The organism is Ruegeria atlantica (genome assembly GCF_013032505.1).
In the GTDB taxonomy this organism is placed as follows: domain Bacteria; phylum Pseudomonadota; class Alphaproteobacteria; order Rhodobacterales; family Rhodobacteraceae; genus Ruegeria; species Ruegeria atlantica_F.
Genome location: NZ_WQCG01000002.1, coordinates 610835 through 633070, shown reverse-complemented (window position 1 = coordinate 633070; position 22236 = coordinate 610835). Strand labels below are relative to the sequence as shown.

Below are 22236 nucleotides of genomic sequence, written 5' to 3'. Positions count from 1 at the left end.
CGTCGCCTTACCCGGTTGCGCCCATGGGTGCCCTCCTTCGATGCGACGTAGAAAGAGCGGCGGGCGTATAGCTTGCCGTCAGATGTTAGAAAGTGCATGGGTTGTCTGGCAAGAAAAACTGCTTATTTGATACACCATTGAGTGGTGGTGCTGCGTGATTGTTATATTCGTTTAATGATCATATGTTTGAAACTAAAGCGCTTTTTTCGCTTGTTTGCTGCCGAACTCCGAAGCACCTTCTGGAATCTCCGAATAATCAATGCCCATCTTTTTGGCATTTGAATGCCAAGGTTCCTGCTTTTGCCCCGCGCCCAGCTGCGATAGCGTGGCGGTTATGAGCAGTACTTCTCGATTCATTCACCTCCGAGTTCACACCGAATATTCCCTGCTGGAAGGCGCCGTGCGGCTGAAAAAGCTGCCCGGTCTGTGTGAGAAGATGGAGATGCCGGCCGTCGCGGTGACGGATACCAACAGCATGTTCTCGGCTTTGGAGTTTTCGGTCACCGCCAGCGGGGCCGGAGTTCAACCAATCATGGGTTGTCAGGTTGATCTGACTTACGTGCAGGCGCAACCAGGCGAAAAGCCCAAAATGCCGGCGCCGTTGGTTTTGCTGGCGCAGTCCGAAGTCGGATACGAGAACCTGATGAAGCTCAGCTCTTGCCTTTATGTAGACAAGGGCGGGCAGTTGCCACAGGTGACATTGGAGGAGCTTGCGGAGCGATCAGGCGGATTGATTTGCCTGTCCGGAGGCCCAGACGGTCCGGTTGGGATGCTGTTGCAGCAGGGCCAACGCCCCGCAGCCGAAGCCTTGGTGGATCGATTGGCATCTATGTTCCCCGATCGCCTTTATATCGAGCTTCAGCGCCATCCCGGAGAAGGCGGCCAACCAGAGGCCGAGCGTCTGACTGAGCGCGGCCACGTCGAAATGGCCTATGCCAAAAACCTGCCACTTGTGGCCACCAACGACGTTTATTTCCCGACCACGGATATGTATGAGGCGCATGACGCGCTGATCTGTATTTCCGAAGGTGCCTACGTTGACCAGCAGGAAGGCCGCCGCCGTCTGACTGCTCAGCACTATTTCAAATCGCAGCAGGAAATGGCGACCTTGTTCGCCGATCTGCCCGAAGCTATTGAGAACACTGTGGAGATCGCGCAGCGTTGCGCTTTCATGGCCTACCGCCGCGACCCAATCCTGCCGAAATTCGCCGATGATGAGGTCGCCGAGCTACGCCGGATTGCGAACGAAGGATTGCAAAAACGTCTGGCGGTGATCCCACACGCGGTGACACCTGAAGAATACCAGGAACGTCTGGATTTCGAGCTCGATATCATCGAGGGCATGGGGTTCCCGGGCTATTTCCTGATCGTTGCTGATTTTATTCAATGGTCCAAGGATCAAGATATCCCGGTTGGACCGGGCCGGGGGTCTGGTGCGGGCTCTTTGGTGGCCTATGCCCTGACAATCACCGACCTTGACCCACTGCGTTATTCCCTGCTGTTCGAGCGTTTCCTGAACCCCGAGCGGGTTTCGATGCCCGATTTCGATATCGACTTTTGCATGGATCGCCGTGAAGAGGTGATCCGCTACGTGCAGCAGAAATACGGCCGCGACAAGGTGGGGCAGATCATCACTTTTGGTGCGTTGCTGTCGAAAGCCGCCGTGCGCGATATCGGACGAGTTCTGCAGATGCCTTACGGGCAAGTGGACCGGTTGTCCAAAATGATCCCCGTCGAGGGGGTCAAACCTGTCTCCATCGAAAAGGCGCTGAAAGACGAACCCCGACTACGGGAAGAGGCGCGCAACGAAGAAGTCGTAGACCGTCTGCTCACCTACGGTCAACAGGTCGAAGGGTTGCTTCGGAACGCCTCGACCCACGCGGCAGGCGTGGTGATTGGGGATCGCCCCTTAGACGCTCTGGTACCGCTGTATCAGGACCCGAGATCCGATATGCCTGCGACCCAGTTCAACATGAAGTGGGTCGAACAGGCCGGGCTGGTGAAGTTCGATTTTCTGGGTCTGAAAACCCTGACCGTGATCCAGAACGCGATGGATCTGATCTTCAAATCTGATCGCCCGTTGCATGTCGCTGCTGATGGTACGGAACTTTACGAACCCGCTGAAGGGGCGGAGAACCAAATCAACGCTATCCCTCTGGATGATGAGGCGACGTACAAACTTTATTCCGCGGCCAAGACTGTGGCCGTGTTCCAGGTTGAATCCTCGGGCATGATGGATGCGCTCAAGCGCATGAAGCCGACCTGTATCGAGGATATTGTCGCCCTTGTGGCGCTCTATCGTCCCGGTCCGATGGAGAACATCCCGACCTATTGCGAGGTGAAGAATGGGCTGCGCAAGATTGAATCCGTACACCCTTTGATTGACCATATCCTTGAGGAAACCCAAGGCATTATCGTCTATCAGGAACAGGTGATGCAGATCGCGCAGGTCATGGCGGGGTATTCCTTAGGCGGTGCTGACCTACTGCGCCGCGCGATGGGTAAGAAGATCAAAGAGGCAATGGATGCCGAGCGCCCGAAATTCGAAAAGGGCGCGGGCGAGAATGGGGTGGATGCCAAGAAGGCCAGCGAAGTCTTCGACTTGCTTGAAAAATTCGCCAACTACGGCTTCAACAAATCCCACGCTGCCGCCTATGCAGTTGTCAGTTACCAGACAGGCTGGCTGAAGGCGAACCACCCCGTCGAGTTCATGGCCGGTGTCATGAACTGCGATATCCACCTGACCGACAAGCTGGCTGTATACTTCGAAGAAGTGCGCAAAGGGCTGGAATTGCCGTATATTCCGCCGTGCGTAAACCGCTCGCTGTCGACTTTCGATGTGGTCGACGGGCATCTCGTATATGCATTGGGTGCACTAAAGAACGTAGGCGTCGAGGCGATGAATCTTGTGGTCGCCGGACGCGAGGGCAAGCCGTTTGTAAACCTGTTTGACTTCGCTCGTCGGGTCGATCTGAAGAAGGTCGGTAAGCGCCCGCTCGAGATGATGGCGCGGGCAGGGGCCTTTGATCAGCTCGATAAGAACCGCCGCCGTGTTTTCGAAAGCCTCGAGCAACTGGTGCAGTATTCGGCGGCGATCCATGACCAGAAGAACTCGAACCAGGTGTCGCTATTTGGCGAGGCGGGGGACGACCTGCCTGAACCGCGCCTATCACCTTCGCCAGATTGGCTACCGGCCGAGCGTCTGAGCGAAGAGTTCAAGGCCATCGGTTTCTACCTTTCGGGCCACCCGCTGGACGACTATATGCCCGCGCTGAAGCGCAAGCAGGTTCTGACGTTGGACGAGGTGACCGAAAAGGCGCGTTCTGGTCCGTTGATTGCGAAGATGGCCGGTGTTGTCGCGGGGCGGCAGGAGCGCAAGTCCGCGCGCGGAAACCGGTTTGCGTTTGCTCAGTTGTCGGATCCGACGGGGGCATACGAAGTAACGCTGTTTTCTGAAACGCTCGAAAAGTCACGAGAGTATCTGGAAACCGGGGCGCAGGTGGTTCTGACCGCCGAGGCGACGATGGAGGCTGACCAACTCAAACTGCTCGGCCGCTCGGTCGGCCCCGCGGATTCTTTGGTGGCAGAAGCAGGGGCAACGGGGCTGCGTATCTTTGTTGACGAAGTGCAGGCAGTTCCTACCGTCGCAAAGGTTCTTGAAGATGCCGCAGTCGCTGCCAAAGGGGCAGCGCGTGGACCGATCCAACTGTTACTGCTGGACCCAAGCCTGCCGGGTGATGTCGAAATGGAGCTGGGTGTTGAGTTTCCGATCAACCCACAGATCAAGGGCGCGATAAAATCACTGGAAGGTATTTTGTCCGTCGAAGAGATATGACCCTCTTTGTTGCCAGACAGTTAGCACGCCGTTAGGCTGACGTAACAGAGATGTCTCTAGGTCATACTGCGGGAGGATGTTGATATGACAATTGCAGGTCTCAATTTCAGAAGAGTTTTGTTTGGAACGGTGGCATCGCTGGCCATGGTTTCAGCGTCAGTCGCGATGGCAGACGACAAGAAGAAAAAGAAAACCATCGAAGGCGCGCTGATCGGCGCGGGCGTAGGTGCGATTGTCGGTGACGGAAAAGGCGCGGCGATTGGTGGCGTGGCCGGAGCCATTATTGGACATAACTGGAAGTGATTGTGATGCAGTTTAACAAACTTGGAATGTCAGTTTGCGCCGCAATTCTAGCGGCTCCGTGCGTGGTATCTGCCGATGAGGCTGCTGAGCAGATGGTGCAGGACGCATTGCCTGTGATGCACTACACCTGCGCCTCAATTGCTGAAGAGGCGGATGGTGACGAAGAATTTGTTGTGACTGTAGTCGCAAAAATGACGGCGCTATCTCTTCATAATCGCCAGATCAATATCGAAGAACATGCGGCCACAGATGAGGAAAAAGCCCAGTTGCGTGAAGCATTCATAGCAGCGCTGTCGGAAGGTTGCGCCTCGGATAAGGATGCCCTTTTGGGTGGGGTGGTCGACACCGCGGTGAAAAAGTCGCTGGGGCTCTAAGATATCAATAGTGCGGCGGGCGTTCGTCGCCGAATACAACACCGCCTGAACCTTCCTGCGCCCGTTCACCTTCGCGCCGCATCAACATCTCGACCCGGCGGGTCAGCAGGTCGATCTCGTCCTGCTGGCGGGTAACAACTGCGTTCAGCTCTTCAAGCGTGCGGGTCAGATGGGCGATCTGTTCTTCCAGATGCTGCATTGAATTCTCCTGTCTTGGGCCGGTCATAGCGACCGGGATGGTCCATGGCCAGAGAAAGCGCGCCTTGCCCCGATGCGGGGCATGGGATAGACCGCGCGCGGAACAAGGAAACTCCCAAGGACGCCCCACATGGCCAAGCCCAAGAAACAGCCCCGCCCCAAGGCAATTACGCCAAAAGGGTTCCGCGACTATTTCGGCCAGGAAGTCACGCAGCGCACCGAGATGCTGCGGGCTATTGCGGATGTCTATCATCGCTACGGGTTTGACGCCCTAGAAAGCAGTGCGGTTGAGACTGTCGAGGCGCTTGGCAAGTTCCTGCCGGACGTAGACCGCCCAAACGAAGGCGTGTTCGCGTGGCAGGAGGTCGATGAAAACGACAAAGGCGACTGGATGGCCCTGCGCTATGACCTGACAGCGCCATTGGCCCGCGTCTATGCGCAGCACCGCAATGATCTGCCGACGCCCTATCGCCGCTATGCGATGGGGCCGGTATGGCGGAACGAAAAGCCCGGACCGGGTCGCTATCGTCAGTTTTATCAGTGTGATGCGGATACGGTGGGCACGGCCTCGATGGCCGCGGATGCCGAAATCTGCGCGATGCTGTCTGACACCTTGGAAACTGTTGGTATTCCACGCGGCGACTATCTGGTGCGGGTCAACAACCGCAAAGTCCTGAACGGGGTACTCGAGGCGATGGGCCTTGGTGATGACCTGGCTGCACGCGACAACGTTCTGCGTACCATCGATAAGTTCGACAAGGTGGGCGAACAGGGTGTGCGCGAGCTGCTGACCAAAGGCCGTCTGGATGCGTCAGGTGCGTTTATCGACGGTGTGGGCCTCAGCGATGATCAGGCCGAGCCAGTTATCGCTTTCCTGACTTCAAAGGCTGCGGATACGGCCGGTACATTGGCCAACCTGCGCGCCGCTGTTGGAGATAGTAAGATCGGTGCGGACGGAATTGCCGAGTTGGAGCAGATCGGCACCTTGTTGGATGCTGGTGGTTACGGCGCGGACCGGATCGAAATTGACCCTTCGGTTGTGCGCGGTTTGGGCTACTACACTGGCCCCGTCTACGAGGCCGAACTTACCTTCGAAATTTTTGACGAGAAAGGCCGAAAACGGCAATTCGGATCGGTTTCGGGCGGTGGACGGTATGACGATCTCGTCAAGCGGTTTACCGGACAGGAAGTGCCAGCAACCGGCATCTCTATCGGTGTCGACCGTCTGTTGGCCGCCCTGCGCGAAAAGGGCAGGATCGCCGCGCAGGCGACCGGCCCGGTTGTCGTCACAGTCATGGATCGCGACCGGATGGCCGACTATCAGGCGATGGTGGCCGAACTGCGCAACGCAGGCATCCGCGCCGAGGTCTATCTGGGCAACCCGAAGAACTTTGGCAATCAGCTAAAATATGCGGACAAGCGAAACTCTCCGATTGCAGTGATCGAAGGTGGTGACGAAAAGGCCAACGGGATTGTTCAGATCAAGGACCTGATCCTGGGCGCAAAGATTGCTGAAAGCGCCACGCTGGAGGAATGGAAAGAACGTCCCAGCCAATTCGAAGTGCCGCGTGGTGATCTGGTCGCCAAGGTGCGTGAAATTCTGGACAGTCAGGACTGAACCATGGCCAACCGTTCTCAGATACAGGCCCGTGCCGCGATGATGCGCGTCCGGTTCGAGGCCGCCGGAGCGCAGGTCGTGGATACGCCTCTGCTGCAACCGGCGGAAACGCTATTGGACCTTTATGGTGAGGATATTCGCGCCCGCGCCTATGTGACCTCGGACGCGTTGCGCGGTGAGCAGATGCTGCGCCCCGACTTCACCCTGCCTGTCGTGCAAATGCACATGACCGAAGGCGCCGAGCCGGCACGATATACCTATTCCGGTGAGGTCTTTCGTCGACAGGAACACGACCCGGATCGCTCGAACGAGTACATTCAAGTCGGGTATGAGGTGTTCGACCGCAACGATCCTGCCGGGGCGGATGCCGAGGTGTTCTCGCTGTTTGCCCTGCAGTTGCGTGGGCTGCCCCTTCGGGCGGCGACCGGGGATATTGGCATTCTGACTGCGGCCGTTCAGGGTCTGCGCACAACAGATCGGCGCAAGGCCGCGCTGATGCGCCATCTATGGCGCCCACGACGGTTCCGCGTCCTGCTGGATCGCTTCGCCGGGCGAAAGCCCGAGCCGGAACACCGCACAACGTTGTTGGATGCGGCTGACCCGATGAGCTTTGACGCTCCGATGATCGGCAAACGGCGCGCTGCCGAGATCGAGGCGCGCATCGAAGCCCTGCGCGAAGATCGCGAGACGCCGCCGATTTCCGATAATGAACTGGCAGGGCTGGAGTCTCTGCTGGCGGTTCGGGAAACCATGCCCTTCGCGCTGGAACAATTGCGCGATGTGGCGGTTGACTTGCCGCAGATCACACCTGCGCTGAACCGACTTGAGGCAAGGATCGCAGCCCTTCAGGCGCGCGGCGTTGATGTCGAGGACTTGGATTTTGAGGCTGCCTATGGGCGAACTTCGATGGAGTACTATGACGGGTTTGTCTTCGGGTTTTATGCCGAAGGTCGCCCCGGCTTACCGCCGATCGCCACAGGCGGGCGTTATGATGCGCTGACGCGACAGCTGGGCAACGGGGCCGAGATTCCGGCTGTAGGCGGTGTGTTGCGCCCGGACCTTATGCTGGAAATCGAGGAGGCCGCGCAATGAGCCTGAAACTGGGCGTGCCTTCAAAAGGCCGATTGATGGACAAGACCTTTTCGTGGTTCGAAAAGCGCGGCATTATCCTGTCGCGCAGCGGATCAGACCGGGAATACGCGGGCAAGGTAGAAGGGATCGATGGCGTCTCTCTGATCCTGTTGTCAGCGGGCGAAATCCCGCGCGAACTGGCTGCGGGCCGCATTCATCTTGGGGTCACCGGAACGGACCTGGTGCATGAGAAATTGCCGCGCTGGGAACAGCAGATTGAAGAGATATCTCAACTTGGTTTTGGCAAGGCGGATCTGATCATTGCCACACCGGCCTGTTGGGTCGATGTCGAAACCCTGGACGATCTGGACGCGGCGGCGGCGGCGTTTCGAAAAACGCACGGCCACCGATTGCGGATTGCGACCAAGTATCACCGTCTTGTGCGCGAGTTCCTGACTGATGCTGGTGTGGCCGACTATACACTGGTTGACAGTCAGGGTGCGACCGAAGGCACTGTGATGAACGAAACCGCCGAGGCGATTGCTGACATTACGTCGACGGGTGAGACCTTGCGGGCCAATCACCTGAAAATCCTGTCGGACGGCTTGATCTTGCAATCGCAGGCCACGCTATGGCGCAGTCGTGTTGCCGACTATGACGCGAGTGAAAAAAACGTTCTGTCCGAGCTTTTGAACCGCCTGAGCTGATCAAAGTACGCCAATTTCAGCCAATGCCCGATTTAGGTCGTCAGGCAGGGCGTCGTCTTGCGCGCGATTTTTTGGCAGATCGGCGGGTGTGTCTTCGGGTTTAAGGTACCGCCAACCCTGGAACGGTCGCTTCAGAGCATTCTGGGTACGGTGGACCTCGGGGTCCAGCACAATAGCGCAGCGGCGGATACCGTCTTCGCCGCGCACTTCGTCCATCCGAACGATGCGTTGACGGCATTGGATGACACCCTTGATGACCCAATAGATTGATCCACCGTTCAGAATCTCAGCCTCGCGTTTGGGCCACATCCGGGTGACGTGACGCGGCAGGCCGTCTTCGTAAAGCGGCTTGCGGCTGTCCTGCCATGCCATCAGAGTGTCGACGCTTTCCGACCCGACCGAAAGTTTTATGAGGTTTACGTACTTATCCACAGCTTTCCCACAGAGTCGTCCCACGACCGTCTATACATTGTAGCTCAAGAAAGGCTGTCATCAAGGTGTTGTGGTGAAGGTGTGATCTGGGATAGTCTGGATACCTCTTTCAGAACAGGGAATCACCAATGAGCCGCTTTGCCGCCCCCATCGCCGAGCAGATCTGGGACATGAAGTACCGTTTTAAACAGGCCGATGGCACACCCATTGACCAGACGGTTGAGGACAGCTGGCGGCGTATCGCTCGCGATCTTGCGCAGGTCGAAAATGACCCCGCGCATTGGGAACAGAAGTTCTTTAACGCGCTGGAAGATTTTCAATACCTGCCCGCGGGCCGCATCACCGCGGGCGCGGGCACTGCGCGGCGTGTGACGCTGTTTAACTGCTTTGTGATGGGTACCGTGCCCGACAGCATGGGCGGGATCTTTGACATGCTGAAAGAGGCCGCGCTTACTATGCAGCAGGGTGGAGGGATCGGCTATGATTTCTCGACCATTCGCCCGCGCGGAGCGGATGTGCATGGGGTCGCGGCGGATGCATCTGGGCCTCTGAGCTTCATGGACGTTTGGGATGCTATGTGCCGGACGATCATGTCAGCGGGGTCTCGTCGTGGTGCGATGATGGCGACCATGCGCTGCGACCACCCTGATATTGAACAGTTCATCACCGCCAAATCCGATCCTGCCCGCCTGCGCATGTTCAACATGTCCGTTCTGGTGACCGATCCCTTTATGGAGGCAGTCAAGGCCGATGGCCCGTGGGAATTGGTGTTCGGCGACAAGGTTTACCACACGGTTCAGGCGCGCGATCTGTGGAACAAGATCATGCAGGCGACGTACGACTATGCTGAGCCAGGCGTGATCTTTATCGACCGGATCAACAAAGCCAACAACCTTAGCTATGCCGAAACCATCGCGGCGACGAACCCATGTGGCGAACAGCCATTGCCGCCCTACGGTGCGTGTCTGTTGGGGTCGATCAACCTGGCCCGCCTTGTGGCCGAACCGTTCGAGGATGCGGCCCATCTGGACGAGGCTGCCCTGCAAGAACTGGTCGCCACGGCCGTTCGTATGATGGACAACGTCGTTGACGCATCGAAATTCCCGCTGCCGGAACAGGCCGCAGAGGCGCAGGCCAAGCGTCGCATTGGGCTGGGTGTGACTGGTCTGGCGGATGCTCTGCTGATGCTTGGTCTGCGTTATGGATCGGACGAGGCGGCCCGTCAGACAGAGCGATGGTTGAAATCGATTGCCCGCGCCGCGTATCTGGCGTCGGTCGACCTGGCGAAGGAAAAGGGGGCGTTCCCCTTGTTCGACGCCGAGAAGTATCTGGCCAGTGGCACAATGCAGCAGATGGACGACGACGTTCGCGATGCCATTCGCGAGCACGGCATCCGCAACGCTTTGCTCACGTCGATTGCGCCTACCGGGACCATTTCGCTCTATGCGGGGAACGTGTCCTCAGGGATCGAGCCTGTCTTTGCCTACGCTTATACTCGTAAAGTTCTGCAAAAGGATGGCTCTCGTACCGAAGAAGAGGTCGTGGATTACGCCGTGCAGATGTGGCGTGACAAGTTTGGCGACAAAGAGTTGCCAGATTATTTCGTCAATGCACAGACGCTTTCCCCGTCCGATCACGTCAAGATGCAGGCGGCGGCGCAGAAATGGATCGACAGCTCGATTTCGAAGACGATCAACTGTCCCGAGGATATCAGCTTTGACGCCTTCAAGGATGTCTACATGCAGGCCTGGGATCAGGGGTGCAAAGGATGTACGACATATCGCCCGAACGACGTGACCGGGTCGGTCCTGACCGTTTCGGAAAGCGAAGACAAAGCACCGGGTGAAAGCGCGGATGCACCCCATGCGGTTGATGGCGGTGAAGTCGTGTATATGTCCGAACCGTTGGATCGTCCGCAATCTTTGGAAGGTTCGACCTACAAGTTGAAATGGCCCGATAGCGAACACGCGATCTATTTGACGATCAACGATATTGTTATTGGTGGCCGTCGTCGTCCGTTCGAAGTGTTCATCAACTCTAAGAACATGGAGCATTATGCCTGGACGCTGGCGCTGACTCGCATGATCTCGGCCGTGTTCCGCAGGGGTGGGGACGTATCGTTTGTGGTCGAAGAACTGAAAGCTGTGTTTGACCCACGCGGTGGCGCTTGGGTTCAGGGCAAGTATATTCCGTCGATCCTTGCCGCTATTGGTGGTGTGATCGAGCAGCACATGATCAATATCGGCTTTCTTGAGGGCGAAGGAATGGGCCTCAAATCCGATCCTCAAGCGCAGGTTGTCAACATGGACGCGCCGCGTGGCAAAGCATGCCCATCATGCGGGCAGTTCGACATGGTGATGATTGAGGGCTGCATGACCTGCCGCAGTTGCGGTCACTCCAAATGTGGCTGAGGCTCTCGCGGTTGGGTGGTGTAGACTGCCTGTGAAAGCTCACATCAGATTGCAATTTGACCAGTTTAAATTGCAATTCTGACCACCAAAACACTGCCACTGCTGAGAAACCGGCAGTGGCAATGATCATTTCCGAAATCCGATTTGATCAACTCTGTCGGTTCCGCAACACCGTTAGACGTCGTCCGATAAATGCACTCCAAAGTATCTTTATTCGCAACCTGCTGAATTTTGGTTATGCCAATCCATGTTGAAAATACAGTTTCGCCCTGACTAGTCGAAATTTCTGGAATAGTTTGCGAAGGCAACTCAGAAGTTTTTGTTTATGAAATCGCAAACTATTCTTTCTAAAGTAATCACCGATGATCCATTTTCGTCGACTTGATTCAGGCCTATTAATGCTTGGCTAGCTGCCTCGCCTTTGATTGGTAACGCCTCGTGTATAAGTTGCGACTATCGCGGGAAGTGAACGGGAACTTAACTGCCTTACGCTATGAGCCAATTGCCTATGCGCAAGCGGCGCTAGATAACGCTCACGTCAAAATTCCGAAGGTTTTAGAGGATATCCTATCGCCGTTTCCCGATCTTGTTGATGACCTCGTTGCGCATTAACCCGCCATGTTGAATCGGATTACTCTGCATGGTTATCCGGGTGAGACGTTGACGGGTTTGGCGGTCGGGCATTTTGGTGCATTCGGGAAGCGGGATTGGCATGTTCCAGCTTTTCTATTTCGTTTCCATATCTAAGAGTATCAACACTATGAACTTATCAACGAGCGCCTTCTCACGTTTCAAGAAGCGCGACATAACAACTAGAGCCTATGCTGGCCTTAAGAAAACCTGGCTACTTCCAGAATGCACTTTGCACCTCGGCCGCCCGTTCGCCAACTGGAGTTTGTACTTCAAGTTTCGTACCTGCGCCCCAGTGACCGGTATCGACCATGCCAATAGCAACGTTGGTTTCAAAATCCGGTGACCAGGCAGCGGACGTTACTTGACCGACCCGCTTTCCCTCTTTGAACAGTGGCCAAGCTGAACGAGCAGGGGGCACGGGATCACCAGGGATTGAAATCGCGCGGATTTGTCGGGTTGGGCCAACTTCCGTCTCGCGCGCAAGTGCCTGCATGCCTATGTGGTCACTGTCCACGCCCGGTTTGCAGAATTTGCCCAAACCACACTCCAGTGGTGAGTTTTCTATTGTCATGTCGTTGCCATAGCTCAACAGCCCGCCTTCGATCCTTTCGATCAGGTTTGGACATCCCGGGCGAACATTCAGATCAGCTCCGGCTTCGAAAAGGGCGTTCCACAGTGGCATGCCGTAGGCACCATTCTCGAGATAGATCTCATAGCCGCCCTGCTTTGAGTAGCCAGAGCGTGCTACCACAAAATTAGTGTCCTGAAACGCCAACCGCTTGTAACGGAAAAAGCGGATATCCAGAACCTCTTTGCCAAAGACACGCGCCATCAGGTCATCGGATTTTGGTCCCTGAACAGCCAATGGCGAGACGTCAGGCTCGAACACCCGCACATCCATACCAGCACCAACGGCCAAACCTTTAATCCACAACAGCAGATCGCTATCGGCGATTGAGATCCACCAGCGATCTTCACTATGTTTAATCGCCACCGGATCGTTCAGCATACCGCCGTTTTCGTCGACAATTGGTACGTAATAGCACTGATCGTCCTGCATTTTCTCCAGATTGCGTGGGGTCAACCGCCGCATCAGACGACTTGCATCCGGGCCGTTTAGTTCGATCTGGCGTTCGCAAGATACATCCCAGACCTGCACATGCGATTTGAGATGACGGTAGTCGGCCTCGACGCTCTCGAATACCGTAGGCAGCAGCATCCGGTTGTAGACGGTGTAGGCGGTAACGCCCTTGTCTTCGACGCCTTCGGAAAAAGGTGTCTGGCGCAGGCGACGGGATTGAGACAGCAGGCGCATTTCAAAGGTCCATTGATTTGGCGCGATCCCGAAGCTGGAACTTCTGAATCTTACCGGTGGAGGTTTTGGGAAGAGTTTCGAAGACGACCGCTTTGGGGGCCTTGAACCCGGCCAGATGCTCGCGGCAGAAGGCTATGATCTCGTCAGATGTTGCATCGGCACTTTCGCGCAATTCGACAAACGCGCAGGGGACTTCGCCCCATTTTTCGTGCGGCATCGCAACTACGGCAGCGGCCTGTACGGCCTCATGGCGGTAGAGTACGGCTTCGACCTCGACCGAAGAGATGTTTTCTCCACCGGAAATGATCACGTCTTTCAGGCGGTCACGTATCTGGATGTAGCCGTTTTCATGTAAGACAGCGCCGTCGCCGGACCAGAACCAACCGTCCTCAAAAGCTTTCGATGTGGCTTCGGCGTCCTTGTAGTATCCCGCCATCACCGTGTTTCCCCGAACGGCGATTTCGCCCTGTGTAACACCATCGCGCGGTACAGATGCGTCACTGCTACGGTCGATCACCGTGACCTCTTCGACCATCGGAAAGGCAATGCCTTGCTGTGCTTGCAATTCAGCTTGCTCTGCTGGGCTAAGTTGGTCCCAGTCATCCTGCCAAAGACACTGTGAGATATGGCCGTAGGTCTCTGTCAGGCCGTAGACCTGCATGACATCCAGCCCCATCGAGCGGGTTTTTTCCAGTACCGAAGGCGGCGGCGGGGCACCTGCCGTCAAAACGCGGATCGCGGGATCGAAGGGGGCCGCGTCACTCTCGGCTTCGGCCAGCATTTGCAACACGATGGGCGCCGCGCCGAAATGTGTTACGCCATGGGCACGGATCGCGCCTAGAATAAGGTCTGCCGCTGGATAACGGGTAAAGACTACCGTTGCGCCAAGCATGGCCATCAGCCACGGGTGCCCCCAGCCGTTGCAGTGGAACATCGGCACCACTGACAAATAAACAGGGTAAGGCGGCATCTGCCAAGCCGTCCCTGTGCCGAGCGCCATCAGATAGGCCCCGCGATGGTGATAAACAACGCCTTTCGGGCGACCGGACGTACCGGACGTGTAGTTCAACGCAATGGCATCCCATTCATCATCGGGCAGTTCTATTGGTAACGGTGTGGCTTCAGTCAACGCGTCGTAGGTTTGACCACCAAGGCTCTCACCCTTAACCGCAGGATCGACGATCTCGACCACTGGCAAGGATCGACCGAGCAGATCAAAAGCTTTGGACAGAAGCGGTACAAGCTCCTGATCCACGATCACCAATTTTGTGTCCGCGTGATCCAGAATGTAGGCGATAGTTTCCGGTTCCAGCCGTGTGTTCAGCGTGTTTAGAACTCCCCCCGTCAGTGGTAGGGCAAAGTGCAACTCAAAGAGTTCCGGAACATTCGGGCTCAGCACCGAAACAGTGTCGCCTTTCCGCACGCCAAGTTCGACCAGCCCACCGGCCACAGCGCGAATGCGGGTTGCAGTTTCGGCCCATGTTCTTTGAATGTCGCCATAGATCACCGCCGTTCGCGCGCCGTGCAGGTTTTCAGCACGGCGCAGGAAGGATATCGGCGACAACGGCACATGGTTAGCCCGCGTCTTTTTAAGAGCTTCGAAATGGTGACGCATCCCGGTACCGCCTGAATCAGCTGTTGGGCCGCACGCGGGCGGCTGTTTTGTTGGCGAAGGCTTCTAGCCGCGCACGGGCCGCAGGTTGGGTATTGACCACTCCGCCCACCACAGCCTCTGCATAGGCCGCATCCATGCCCGACATGTTGTTCAAGTGGCTGATCGCAGAGCAGATGGCAAAGTTGGTCAGCGGCAGGTTCTGTGCAATTTGTTCTGCCAACTCCATCGCCTTGGCCATGCTGCCGCCATCTTCGGTGATGTATTGTGCCAATCCCAGATCGACGGCCTCTTGCCCCTGATAGACGCGGCCCGTCAGGATCATGTCGATCATGCGGTACTTGCCGATCATGTCTGACACCCGGATGGTGGCTCCGCCACCAGTGAAAATTCCGCGCTGACCTTCGGGTAGAGCGAAATAGGTTCCCGGGTCGATCACCCGGATATGCGCCGCGCTGGCGAGTTCCAGTCCACCGCCGACAACGGCACCTTTGAGTGCAGCAATGATCGGCACACCGCCATACTCCATCTTATTGAATGCCTCATGCCAGCGCAGGCAGACATGCATGAAGTCATCCGGGCTACGGTCGGCTTTCCAATGCTCGACGAGATCAAGTCCCGCGCAGAAATGGTCGCCTTCACCCGCGAGAACTATGGCTCTGACCCCAGCCATACGTGCGCCGCTGAAAAAGCGGATCAGTTCCTCGATTGTGGCCACATCCAACGCGTTGCGCTTAGAAGGGCGGCTCAAAGTCACGACATACAGACCGTTTTCACGCTCGGAAATAGCCAGGTTTTCGTATGTGTCGGGGTTCACGACGTCATTCATAGGTCAGGTCCTCTCAAGGAGTTATTCGGGGAATGCCGCGTCAAGCAGGCTGCGCGAGCCGTTCATGATGCGGGTGTGTTCCGTTGTGCACTCGGGCAAGACGTGTTGGGCAAAGAAGAGCGCAGTCGCGATTTTCTGGGTCATGAATTGTGCATCCTGCCCGGCGTCCAGCGCGGATTGCGCAGCCACGGCACCCTTCGCCAGTTTCCATCCCGCCGCCAACGTGCCTGCCAGCATCAGGAAGGGAACAGAGCCAGCAAAGGTTGCGTCGATATCCTTTCGGCTGTTTTCCAACATCCAATCCAATGCGGTCTCAAACGCACGGCGCGCTTGTTTCAGGCTTGTCCCAATAGCTTGCGCGGTTGCATCGCCCTCAGCCAGCTCCATTTCAGTTGCTTTTATCCGAGCTGCGAAATGGCGTGCGGTTTCACCGCCGTCGCGCATCACCTTGCGCCCCAGAAGGTCGTTGGCCTGAATAGCTGTGGTGCCTTCATAAATCGGCAAAATACGTGCGTCGCGGTAATGCTGCGCGGCACCGGTTTCTTCGATAAAGCCCATGCCGCCGTGAATCTGCACGCCCAGCGACGCGACCTCGACCGCGCGTTCCGAACAGAAACCCTTAACCAGCGGAACCATAAATTCGGACAGAGCAGCCATCTCGGGACTTTCTTGATGGTGTGCGATGTCCAGCAACCCTGCAGTCGCGGCGGCCATGGCCCGTCCGCCTTCGGTCAGGCTACGCATCCGCATGAGCATACGGCGCACATCCGGGTGTTCGATTATGGCGACAGCGTCTTTTGACTGACCATTCACCGGGCGGCTTTGCACCCGCTCGCGTGCATAGGCCAGAGCACGTTGGTAGGCCCGCTCAGAGGTTGCAATGCCCTGCACCCCAACGGAAAATCGTGCGGCGTTCATCATGATGAACATGTATTCCAGCCCGCGATTTTCCTCGCCGATCAGGAACCCTGTGGCATCTTTGTATTCCAGCACTGCCGTCGGGCTGGCGCGAACACCCAGCTTATGTTCGATGCTCACGCAGTTGACGGTATTTTCAGTTCCTACCGTCCCATCCGTTTCCACAAGCTTCTGCGGAACGATGAACAGGCTCAACCCTTTGGGTCCGGCAGGTGCGTTGGGTGTACGCGCCAATACCAAATGGATGATGTTCTCGGTCAGATCATGAGCGCCATACGTGATGAATATCTTCGTTCCTGAGACGCCATAATCGCCATCTGCACGTGGCACCGCCTTGGTCGCCACGCGCCCCAGATCGCTGCCCGCCTGTGGTTCCGTCAGGTTCATCGTGCCGGACCAGCGTCCAGCAATCAGCGGTTCAAGGTACATGGCTTTCTGATCATCCGAACCCGTCAGCAATAGCGCCTCAATGGCCCCATCAGTCAGGAGTGGGCAGAGGCCAAAGCTCATATCAGCGGCATTCAGCATTTCCACCGCTGCTGCGCCGACAGTTCGCGGCAACCCCATGCCACCGTATTCCACTGGGTGGGTCAGGGCCTGCCAACCCATCTCGACGAACTGTGCATAGGCCTGCGCGTCGCCCTCAGGCATAGTCACGCGCCCGTTGTCAAACCGGGCCCCCAAAGTGTCGCCAATATGAGATAGAGGCGCGATCTGCTCACTGCAGAACCGGGCATAGCCTTCGAGAACAGCACCAATATCCTCCAAGTCGTAGTCCGAATATGCGGCCAGCGACGACACCGTCTCCCAGTGGGACAAGTGCTCGACACAAAACATCAAATCCTGAACGGGCGGCTGATAGAACATTCCAGGCTCCCTGGCGGTCATTATGGTTTCGCGTCATCTATCTGCCCCAAGGATTGTCGATAAGCTCATTTCTTGACAAAATAGTATCCGATTACGCCAAGCAGAGATTCTTATGACCAGCAATGACCCCATCTCTCTGACGACGGTTTCAGCGGCATTTATTCAGGATTGGCTAGATGCACTTGGGTCTCGTTGCACTGTGGAAGAGTTGGATTCGCTGCTTGAACGCTCGGGCCTTCAAACCAGTCCGATGGCACCAACTCAACGTGTCACACTCAATGAAATAGCCCGGCTGTATCAACTTGCCGCGCCTGAGACTGGGGACGAAATGATGGGTCTCTGGAGCAGACCGATCCGGCCACGCGCATTGCAGCATCTTGTGACGGTTCAACGCGGAGCGAGCAGCCTGACCTCGGCTCTCTATCGCTTCTCGACGTTCTGGAACCTGCTTCTGGATGACTTCTATTTTGACTTGCGGAACAAACCGAACGAGGTGGAGTTGGCATTGGTGCCCTACTTGGGCGAGACTCAACCGCAGCGTTTCGGCCACATGCTGATCCTGAAGTTGGCGCATGGGCTGCTATCCTGGCTCAGCGGATCTGAAACGCCGGTGCAAACGGTTTGCTTTGCCTTTGCCCGCCCGGAATTTGCAGCAGATTACTCGGTTGTCTTCCCATGCCCCGTCGAGTTCGACGCCCAACAAACCTGTATTCGCTTGGACCCACGCCAGTTCACCCGTTTGATAAGCCGCAGTCCTGCCGAGGCATCCGCGTTTCTTGAGCGCGCGCCGTTGGATTGGATTTTTACTGGTTCACGCGCCCATACAAATAGCCTTCGCGTCCGAGCATTTCTTTATGGAGCGACATGGCAGACTTGCCAGCTTCCGGATGCAGCCCGGGCTTTAAAAATGACGCCTCGGACCCTGAACAGGCGCTTGAAAGACGAAGGAACATCCTTTCAGGACATCAAAGACGCTCTACGCCGTGATATCGCGATCCGAGCACTGCAGCAAAGCACGGACAGTATAGATCAAATCGCGTTTGACACTGGCTTCTCGGCCCCGGCGAATTTCCATAGGGCTTTCCGAAAATGGACGAACCGGACGCCGGGATCATACCGGATGTGAGTTCGAGTTTCGTGGCAAACAGCGTTCTGTACAAGGCTACCTGCGAAAGTCACCGCAGACTGATACTTTAAATTCTGCGTCGCAGTTTCTCCAGCTCGTTGCCCAAAGCAGACTTCTGCAGCCAGCTTTCAAGACCCATGATACGATACGAAGCTGTTCTTCTCTACGACGCGTTATTCCTCTGCTTTGTAGTGCTTTAGAAACATCGTGACGCAGTCGTCCAATACATCTTTGGGCGTCGGGTTCTCTCCGAGGAAGAACTCCGGCCAGAAGAAGAAGTTTTTTACGAGGGCCAGAAGCTGGTTGGTAGCAAAAACCGGATCAGTTTTACGGATTACACCCGCGTCCATGGCTTCGCTGATCAGCCTCGTTATTGGGTAATCATGTGTCGCGGTTTCACTGAAGAATTGCCGGGACCGATCAAGGTCACGGATCAATTCTGAGATGACCATCCGATTTAAACCGATGGCCGTCTCGTCCGTTATAATCGCGATGTACCGCCACAGAGCGTCCTTCAGTTGTTCAACGAAGTCACGATCCGGGTCGTAGGGCACCGGCGCCATTATCCGGTTCTGCTCTACCATGATCTGTGAGATCGCCTCAAAAAGGGCTTCCTTGCTCTCGAAGTGATTGTAGAGCGTGCGACTCGATACGTTCGCTTTTTTGGCAATGGAGGTGGTCTTGGCCCCCAGAAACCCCTGTTCTTTGAACTCATCGATGGCTGCGTCAATGATATCTTTTCGTTTTTTTTCAGTACGTTTCACGATTTCAGTCTCAAAAAGTAAAAAGATGTGTTTACAAAATACTGCCCATCACCATAAGTAAACACAACGATTTACTTTAGCAAGGCGTAAAGCTGCCGGACCCCGAAAGGACCAAGACTATGACAACCCAAAAGTTCACCGTGGGCAAAAACGAAGTCACCTTCAAATCCTTTGGCGTGGATTTGGCGGGCGATCTCTACCTGCCCGAAGGCTTTGATGAGACCAAGACCTACAAAGCTATCGTGGGGGCCAGCCCGTTCCCGCAGGTCAAAGATCAAATCCCGGCCACTTACGGGCCGGAAATGGCCGCACGGGGCTTCATCTACCTTGGTTTTGACTACCTCGGCATGGGCTCTTCCCCCGCGCTCCCCGGGGAGCACAAGCAGTCCCGCTATATGTTCCGGCTAATCGAAAACACTTGGGACGCCGTGTCTTATCTTGGCACGCTGCCGTTCGTTGACGAGATTTACGGTCTTGGTGTTTGCCAAGGCGGCTCGATCATCGCATCCGCCGCCGTGACAGATCATCGGATCAAGAAGATCGCCATGGTGTCCGGCATGATGGCCGCTGATGGCTTCCAATGGACCGACCGTGATGTGGTTAACCAACAAATCGCAGCTTCGAACGCCTCAAAGCAGAAGATCTACGAAACAGGCGAACCAGACTATGTCGCTCCATTCGGTTTGAATGATGAACAGTCCCGGGAAGACTTTGTCGGATCAGGCGTCAATCCGATGGCCGGAGAATCCTATGACTACTACGGGCGCGATGGGGTCAAAGGCCCGGTTGCGGTTCCGACCTACACCAACATGCATGTCGGAGATCAGGGCATGCAGTCTCTGATTTCCATTGGAGAAGCTTACGCCGACAAGATCGTGCAGCCATCCCTGACAATTTACAGCAGCACGGCCTTTACCGCGCCATGCTCCACCCAGTTTGTCGCGAAGTTGACCAACGAACATGAGGAGTTGGCTTTCGATGAGTTCAGCCATGTGGACTTTTACTACAAGCCGGAGGCAGTGAAAGCGTCGACCGACGCAGTTGCCGAGTTCTTTGGCAGATAAACTGATTAGGCAGAGGTTATTCCGTGACCTCTGCCATTATGATTGATCGAATTCCGGATCGCTTGACAGTATCCGTATGCGCTTTGTCGTCACCGCATGTGCTTGTCGAAGAATTCGACCATGGTTTCAGGATGTTCCCCCAAGAAATTGTAGCCATTGAAGCGCCGCGTATCGCCGTCCTCGATCCAGTGTAGTTTCTTGGTTTCGCCCGGGATCAGATCATAAGTGGTCTGAACGTCTTCGGGGATCGTCCAGACATCATCTTTGTTCTGCACAATGTACGTCGGCATGGTGACGTTTTTAGCGTGAAGATGAGGGGTCATTTTACCCAGAGGCACGCCTCTGATTTTCTCAATCTCTTCGCCCAGAATATCGTGGAATGCGCCCAGCCCCATCGCGTCCAAAGACACCATCGACATGACATTGATGGACGCTGGCTGCGCGCAAACAAACGCCTTCACGTCTTCAAAGTACTCCGGGTTCTTGGTCATCGCGTGCATTGCGGCATTGCCACCGGCACAGGGATTGAACAGGCCGATTTTCATGTCTTTCAACTGACCCTGAGATTTGACGTAGTCGAAAGCCGCCAGAACATCTTTGTACTCATCGGAAAAGCCCTGACCCCAGGCATTGTCCGCTACACCGTCACTGTCACCGTGATTGCGGAGATCGTAGGCAAGGACGTTGTAGCCCGCGTCGTGCAAGGCTTTGTGGACCCTGCCAAACTTCACCTCGACATTCTGGAAGTCACTCCAGGGCTTCAGGTGACCGGGAAAGCCGTAGCGGTTCAGCGTCGCCGGGTGGTTGCAGATGATGAGCTTGTCGGAGCCTGCTGCCGGGATGAACCAGGCTGCTAGTTCGACACTATCCTCCGTGTGGAAGGTGACATCTTCGAACTCAAGCCCATAGTCCTTTGGAGTTTCCAGAATGGGAGCACGCTCACCATCTATTGATACAAGGCCGCGCGCCACGGCCTTGAGGGTCGCCAATTGCTCTTCGGTTGGTTGACCGCTCATATCGGTTCTCCTGATTTTAACAAGTTTCACGGTTCGGGGCCGGAGGGCCGGTCCCGTTCGAAAGGGGGCGGTGCGATCTGTGATTGAGGTGGCTCAGATTTGGATTGGCACCTTGTCCGGGCGTTTCGGTAGTGTGGAGCGCCACTTGGCTGGCGTCTGATGTTCCCACTTTTGAAAAGCACGATAGAACGAGCCCTGATCTTCGTAGCCAAGCAAGTATGCAATCTCGCTGATGTCGAAATCCGGCTCAGCCAGATACTCACGTGCCAATTGATGCCGGGTGTCCGACAGAAGTGATTTGAAGCTGTGGCCTTCGTTCTTGAGGTGTCGCTGCAAAGAGCGTTCATTGACGGCCATTTCGCTGGCGATACTACGCAGCTCTGGACGACCAGCCGTCAGCGCGCGGCGCAGGTGCCAGCGCACCTGATCGGTCAGTGATGTGGTGTTCTCGGCCTTAAGCGCGGCGTCGAGCATCGCCAGAAGTTCGCTATTGTAACTGGTGAAGGGGATATCCAGATCGGCTTTGTCAAAGATCAGACGGGCGTGTGGCGCATTCCACGTGATCGGGCAATCGAACCAAGTCTCAAGCCCTTCGCTTGGTCTACGCCGCAGCTCGACCAGCTTGGGTTTGATCATATGCCCGGTTCCAGCCCGCACCATGTTCACAAGGAATGTGAAGGTGGCTTCCGTCAACACATCAGGCTCCGTCCGCTTGGCATAGGTCTAAGCCGTCGTCACAACACAGCCTTCGTCTCCGATAGCCACGTGGAACTCTTCGGGTGCGCAAAGTGCTTTGAAGCGTGCAACACGATGTAGGGCTTCCCCAATGTTTTTGGCATGGAATGCGACCAGAAAGGAGGGAGGCAGCGTCGGCCCATGCATGGTTTGTGTTATAGCCAACCCAATATCGTCGCCCCCGAGTTTCTGCAGCGCTTCCCACAACGCAAAGAGCTGCTTCGTGCTCATGCGCGACTCTGACGCGAACGCTCTCGGAGGAAGCTTGGTCTCGTGCAGCAGCGCCGCGCGACTGATCGAGAGGGTTCCAAGAGCGTCCCAAAAGGCATCTGGAGTCTTTACCCGGTTAGGCGTTGGCATCAGTGTGTTCCCTTTTATCCAACCACAACATAGTCCCAGACGCTGAAG

At 56.1% G+C, this 22236-nt stretch carries 19 protein-coding genes and 1 pseudogene; 9 read left to right on the top strand and 11 right to left on the bottom strand.

Annotation, left to right across the window (positions count from 1 at the left end; translation table 11 throughout):
- Window positions 1-192: 192 nt before the first annotated feature.
- The gene (locus GOW92_RS09905; protein ID WP_170560332.1) at window positions 193-357 is read right to left on the bottom strand and encodes a hypothetical protein; all 165 of its coding nucleotides are present in this window, start codon (window positions 355-357) and stop codon (window positions 193-195) included.
- Between GOW92_RS09905 and dnaE the strand changes: the two genes are divergently transcribed.
- From dnaE to GOW92_RS09890, 3 genes are all read left to right on the top strand, one after another.
- Window positions 335-3835 (top strand): DNA polymerase III subunit alpha, encoded by a 3501-nt coding sequence (dnaE, locus tag GOW92_RS09900; protein WP_170560330.1) that lies wholly within the window; start codon window positions 335-337, stop codon window positions 3833-3835. The two genes, GOW92_RS09905 and dnaE, sit on opposite strands and share 23 nt — an antisense overlap.
- A gap of 84 nt (window positions 3836-3919) precedes the next feature.
- Window positions 3920-4138, top strand: a complete 219-nt coding sequence (locus tag GOW92_RS09895; protein ID WP_170560328.1) for a YMGG-like glycine zipper-containing protein — start codon at window positions 3920-3922, stop codon at window positions 4136-4138.
- A 5-nt stretch (window positions 4139-4143) separates the two neighbouring features.
- Window positions 4144-4512, top strand: a complete 369-nt coding sequence (locus GOW92_RS09890) for a YmgD family protein (RefSeq protein WP_170560326.1) — start codon at window positions 4144-4146, stop codon at window positions 4510-4512.
- 4 nt (window positions 4513-4516) lie between these two features.
- Here GOW92_RS09890 and GOW92_RS09885 read toward each other — a convergent pair whose 3' ends face one another.
- Window positions 4517-4711, bottom strand: a complete 195-nt coding sequence (locus tag GOW92_RS09885) for a SlyX family protein (protein WP_170560324.1) — start codon at window positions 4709-4711, stop codon at window positions 4517-4519.
- A gap of 129 nt (window positions 4712-4840) precedes the next feature.
- On the opposite strand from GOW92_RS09885, the gene hisS reads away from it, so the two are divergent.
- Genes hisS through hisG form a run of 3 tightly spaced genes read left to right on the top strand, consistent with a single transcriptional unit; the run spans window position 4841 to window position 8106 of the window.
- Entirely contained in the window at window positions 4841-6328 is a 1488-nt protein-coding gene (gene hisS / locus GOW92_RS09880; protein WP_170560322.1) for a histidine--tRNA ligase, read from the top strand.
- Between the two features lie 3 nt (window positions 6329-6331).
- Window positions 6332-7420, top strand: a complete 1089-nt coding sequence (locus GOW92_RS09875; RefSeq protein WP_170560320.1) for an ATP phosphoribosyltransferase regulatory subunit — start codon at window positions 6332-6334, stop codon at window positions 7418-7420.
- Complete coding sequence (gene hisG / locus GOW92_RS09870; RefSeq protein WP_170560318.1) at window positions 7417-8106, top strand: ATP phosphoribosyltransferase; 690 nt, start codon at window positions 7417-7419, stop codon at window positions 8104-8106. Before GOW92_RS09875 ends, hisG begins: the two co-directional genes overlap by 4 nt.
- On the opposite strand, the gene GOW92_RS09865 is transcribed toward hisG, so the two are convergent.
- Entirely contained in the window at window positions 8107-8538 is a 432-nt protein-coding gene (locus GOW92_RS09865) for a DUF1489 family protein (protein ID WP_170560316.1), read from the bottom strand. It abuts the gene before it with no gap.
- Window positions 8539-8666: 128 nt separating this feature from the next.
- Between GOW92_RS09865 and GOW92_RS09860 the strand changes: the two genes are divergently transcribed.
- Entirely contained in the window at window positions 8667-10949 is a 2283-nt protein-coding gene (locus GOW92_RS09860; protein WP_170560314.1) for an adenosylcobalamin-dependent ribonucleoside-diphosphate reductase, read from the top strand.
- An 844-nt stretch (window positions 10950-11793) separates the two neighbouring features.
- On the opposite strand, the gene GOW92_RS09855 is transcribed toward GOW92_RS09860, so the two are convergent.
- From GOW92_RS09855 to GOW92_RS09840, 4 genes are read right to left on the bottom strand one after another with little or no spacing between them, the layout of a single operon-like run.
- A complete protein-coding gene (locus GOW92_RS09855) occupies window positions 11794-12897 on the bottom strand; it encodes a dimethylsulfoniopropionate demethylase (RefSeq protein WP_170560312.1) in 1104 nt (367 codons plus the stop codon).
- Between the two features lies 1 nt (window position 12898).
- Window positions 12899-14512 carry an AMP-binding protein gene (locus GOW92_RS09850; protein ID WP_170560310.1) on the bottom strand — a complete coding sequence of 538 codons (1614 nt, stop codon included), beginning with the start codon at window positions 14510-14512 and terminating at the stop codon, window positions 12899-12901.
- Window positions 14513-14528: 16 nt separating this feature from the next.
- Window positions 14529-15338 (bottom strand): methylthioacryloyl-CoA hydratase, encoded by an 810-nt coding sequence (gene dmdD / locus GOW92_RS09845; RefSeq protein ID WP_170560308.1) that lies wholly within the window; start codon window positions 15336-15338, stop codon window positions 14529-14531.
- A 21-nt stretch (window positions 15339-15359) separates the two neighbouring features.
- Window positions 15360-17123, bottom strand: a complete 1764-nt coding sequence (locus GOW92_RS09840; protein ID WP_170560307.1) for an acyl-CoA dehydrogenase — start codon at window positions 17121-17123, stop codon at window positions 15360-15362.
- A gap of 112 nt (window positions 17124-17235) precedes the next feature.
- On the opposite strand from GOW92_RS09840, the gene GOW92_RS09835 reads away from it, so the two are divergent.
- Window positions 17236-18249, top strand: a complete 1014-nt coding sequence (locus GOW92_RS09835; RefSeq protein ID WP_170560305.1) for an AraC family transcriptional regulator — start codon at window positions 17236-17238, stop codon at window positions 18247-18249.
- A gap of 173 nt (window positions 18250-18422) precedes the next feature.
- Here the strand turns inward: GOW92_RS09835 and GOW92_RS09830 are convergent, their stop codons facing one another.
- The gene (locus tag GOW92_RS09830; RefSeq protein ID WP_170560303.1) at window positions 18423-19013 is read right to left on the bottom strand and encodes a TetR/AcrR family transcriptional regulator; all 591 of its coding nucleotides are present in this window, start codon (window positions 19011-19013) and stop codon (window positions 18423-18425) included.
- Between the two features lie 119 nt (window positions 19014-19132).
- On the opposite strand from GOW92_RS09830, the gene GOW92_RS09825 reads away from it, so the two are divergent.
- Window positions 19133-20077 (top strand): alpha/beta hydrolase, encoded by a 945-nt coding sequence (locus GOW92_RS09825; RefSeq protein WP_170560301.1) that lies wholly within the window; start codon window positions 19133-19135, stop codon window positions 20075-20077.
- A gap of 89 nt (window positions 20078-20166) precedes the next feature.
- Here the strand turns inward: GOW92_RS09825 and GOW92_RS09820 are convergent, their stop codons facing one another.
- The 3 genes and pseudogenes from GOW92_RS09820 to GOW92_RS09810 form a co-directional block, all read right to left on the bottom strand.
- The gene (locus GOW92_RS09820) at window positions 20167-21093 is read right to left on the bottom strand and encodes an alpha/beta hydrolase family protein (RefSeq protein ID WP_170560299.1); all 927 of its coding nucleotides are present in this window, start codon (window positions 21091-21093) and stop codon (window positions 20167-20169) included.
- Between the two features lie 93 nt (window positions 21094-21186).
- A complete protein-coding gene (locus tag GOW92_RS24925; RefSeq protein WP_254452999.1) occupies window positions 21187-21450 on the bottom strand; it encodes a helix-turn-helix transcriptional regulator in 264 nt (87 codons plus the stop codon).
- A gap of 159 nt (window positions 21451-21609) precedes the next feature.
- Window positions 21610-22188, bottom strand: a pseudogene (locus GOW92_RS09810) (AraC family transcriptional regulator ligand-binding domain-containing protein); the annotation flags it as partial.
- Between the last annotated feature and the right edge of the window lie 48 nt (window positions 22189-22236).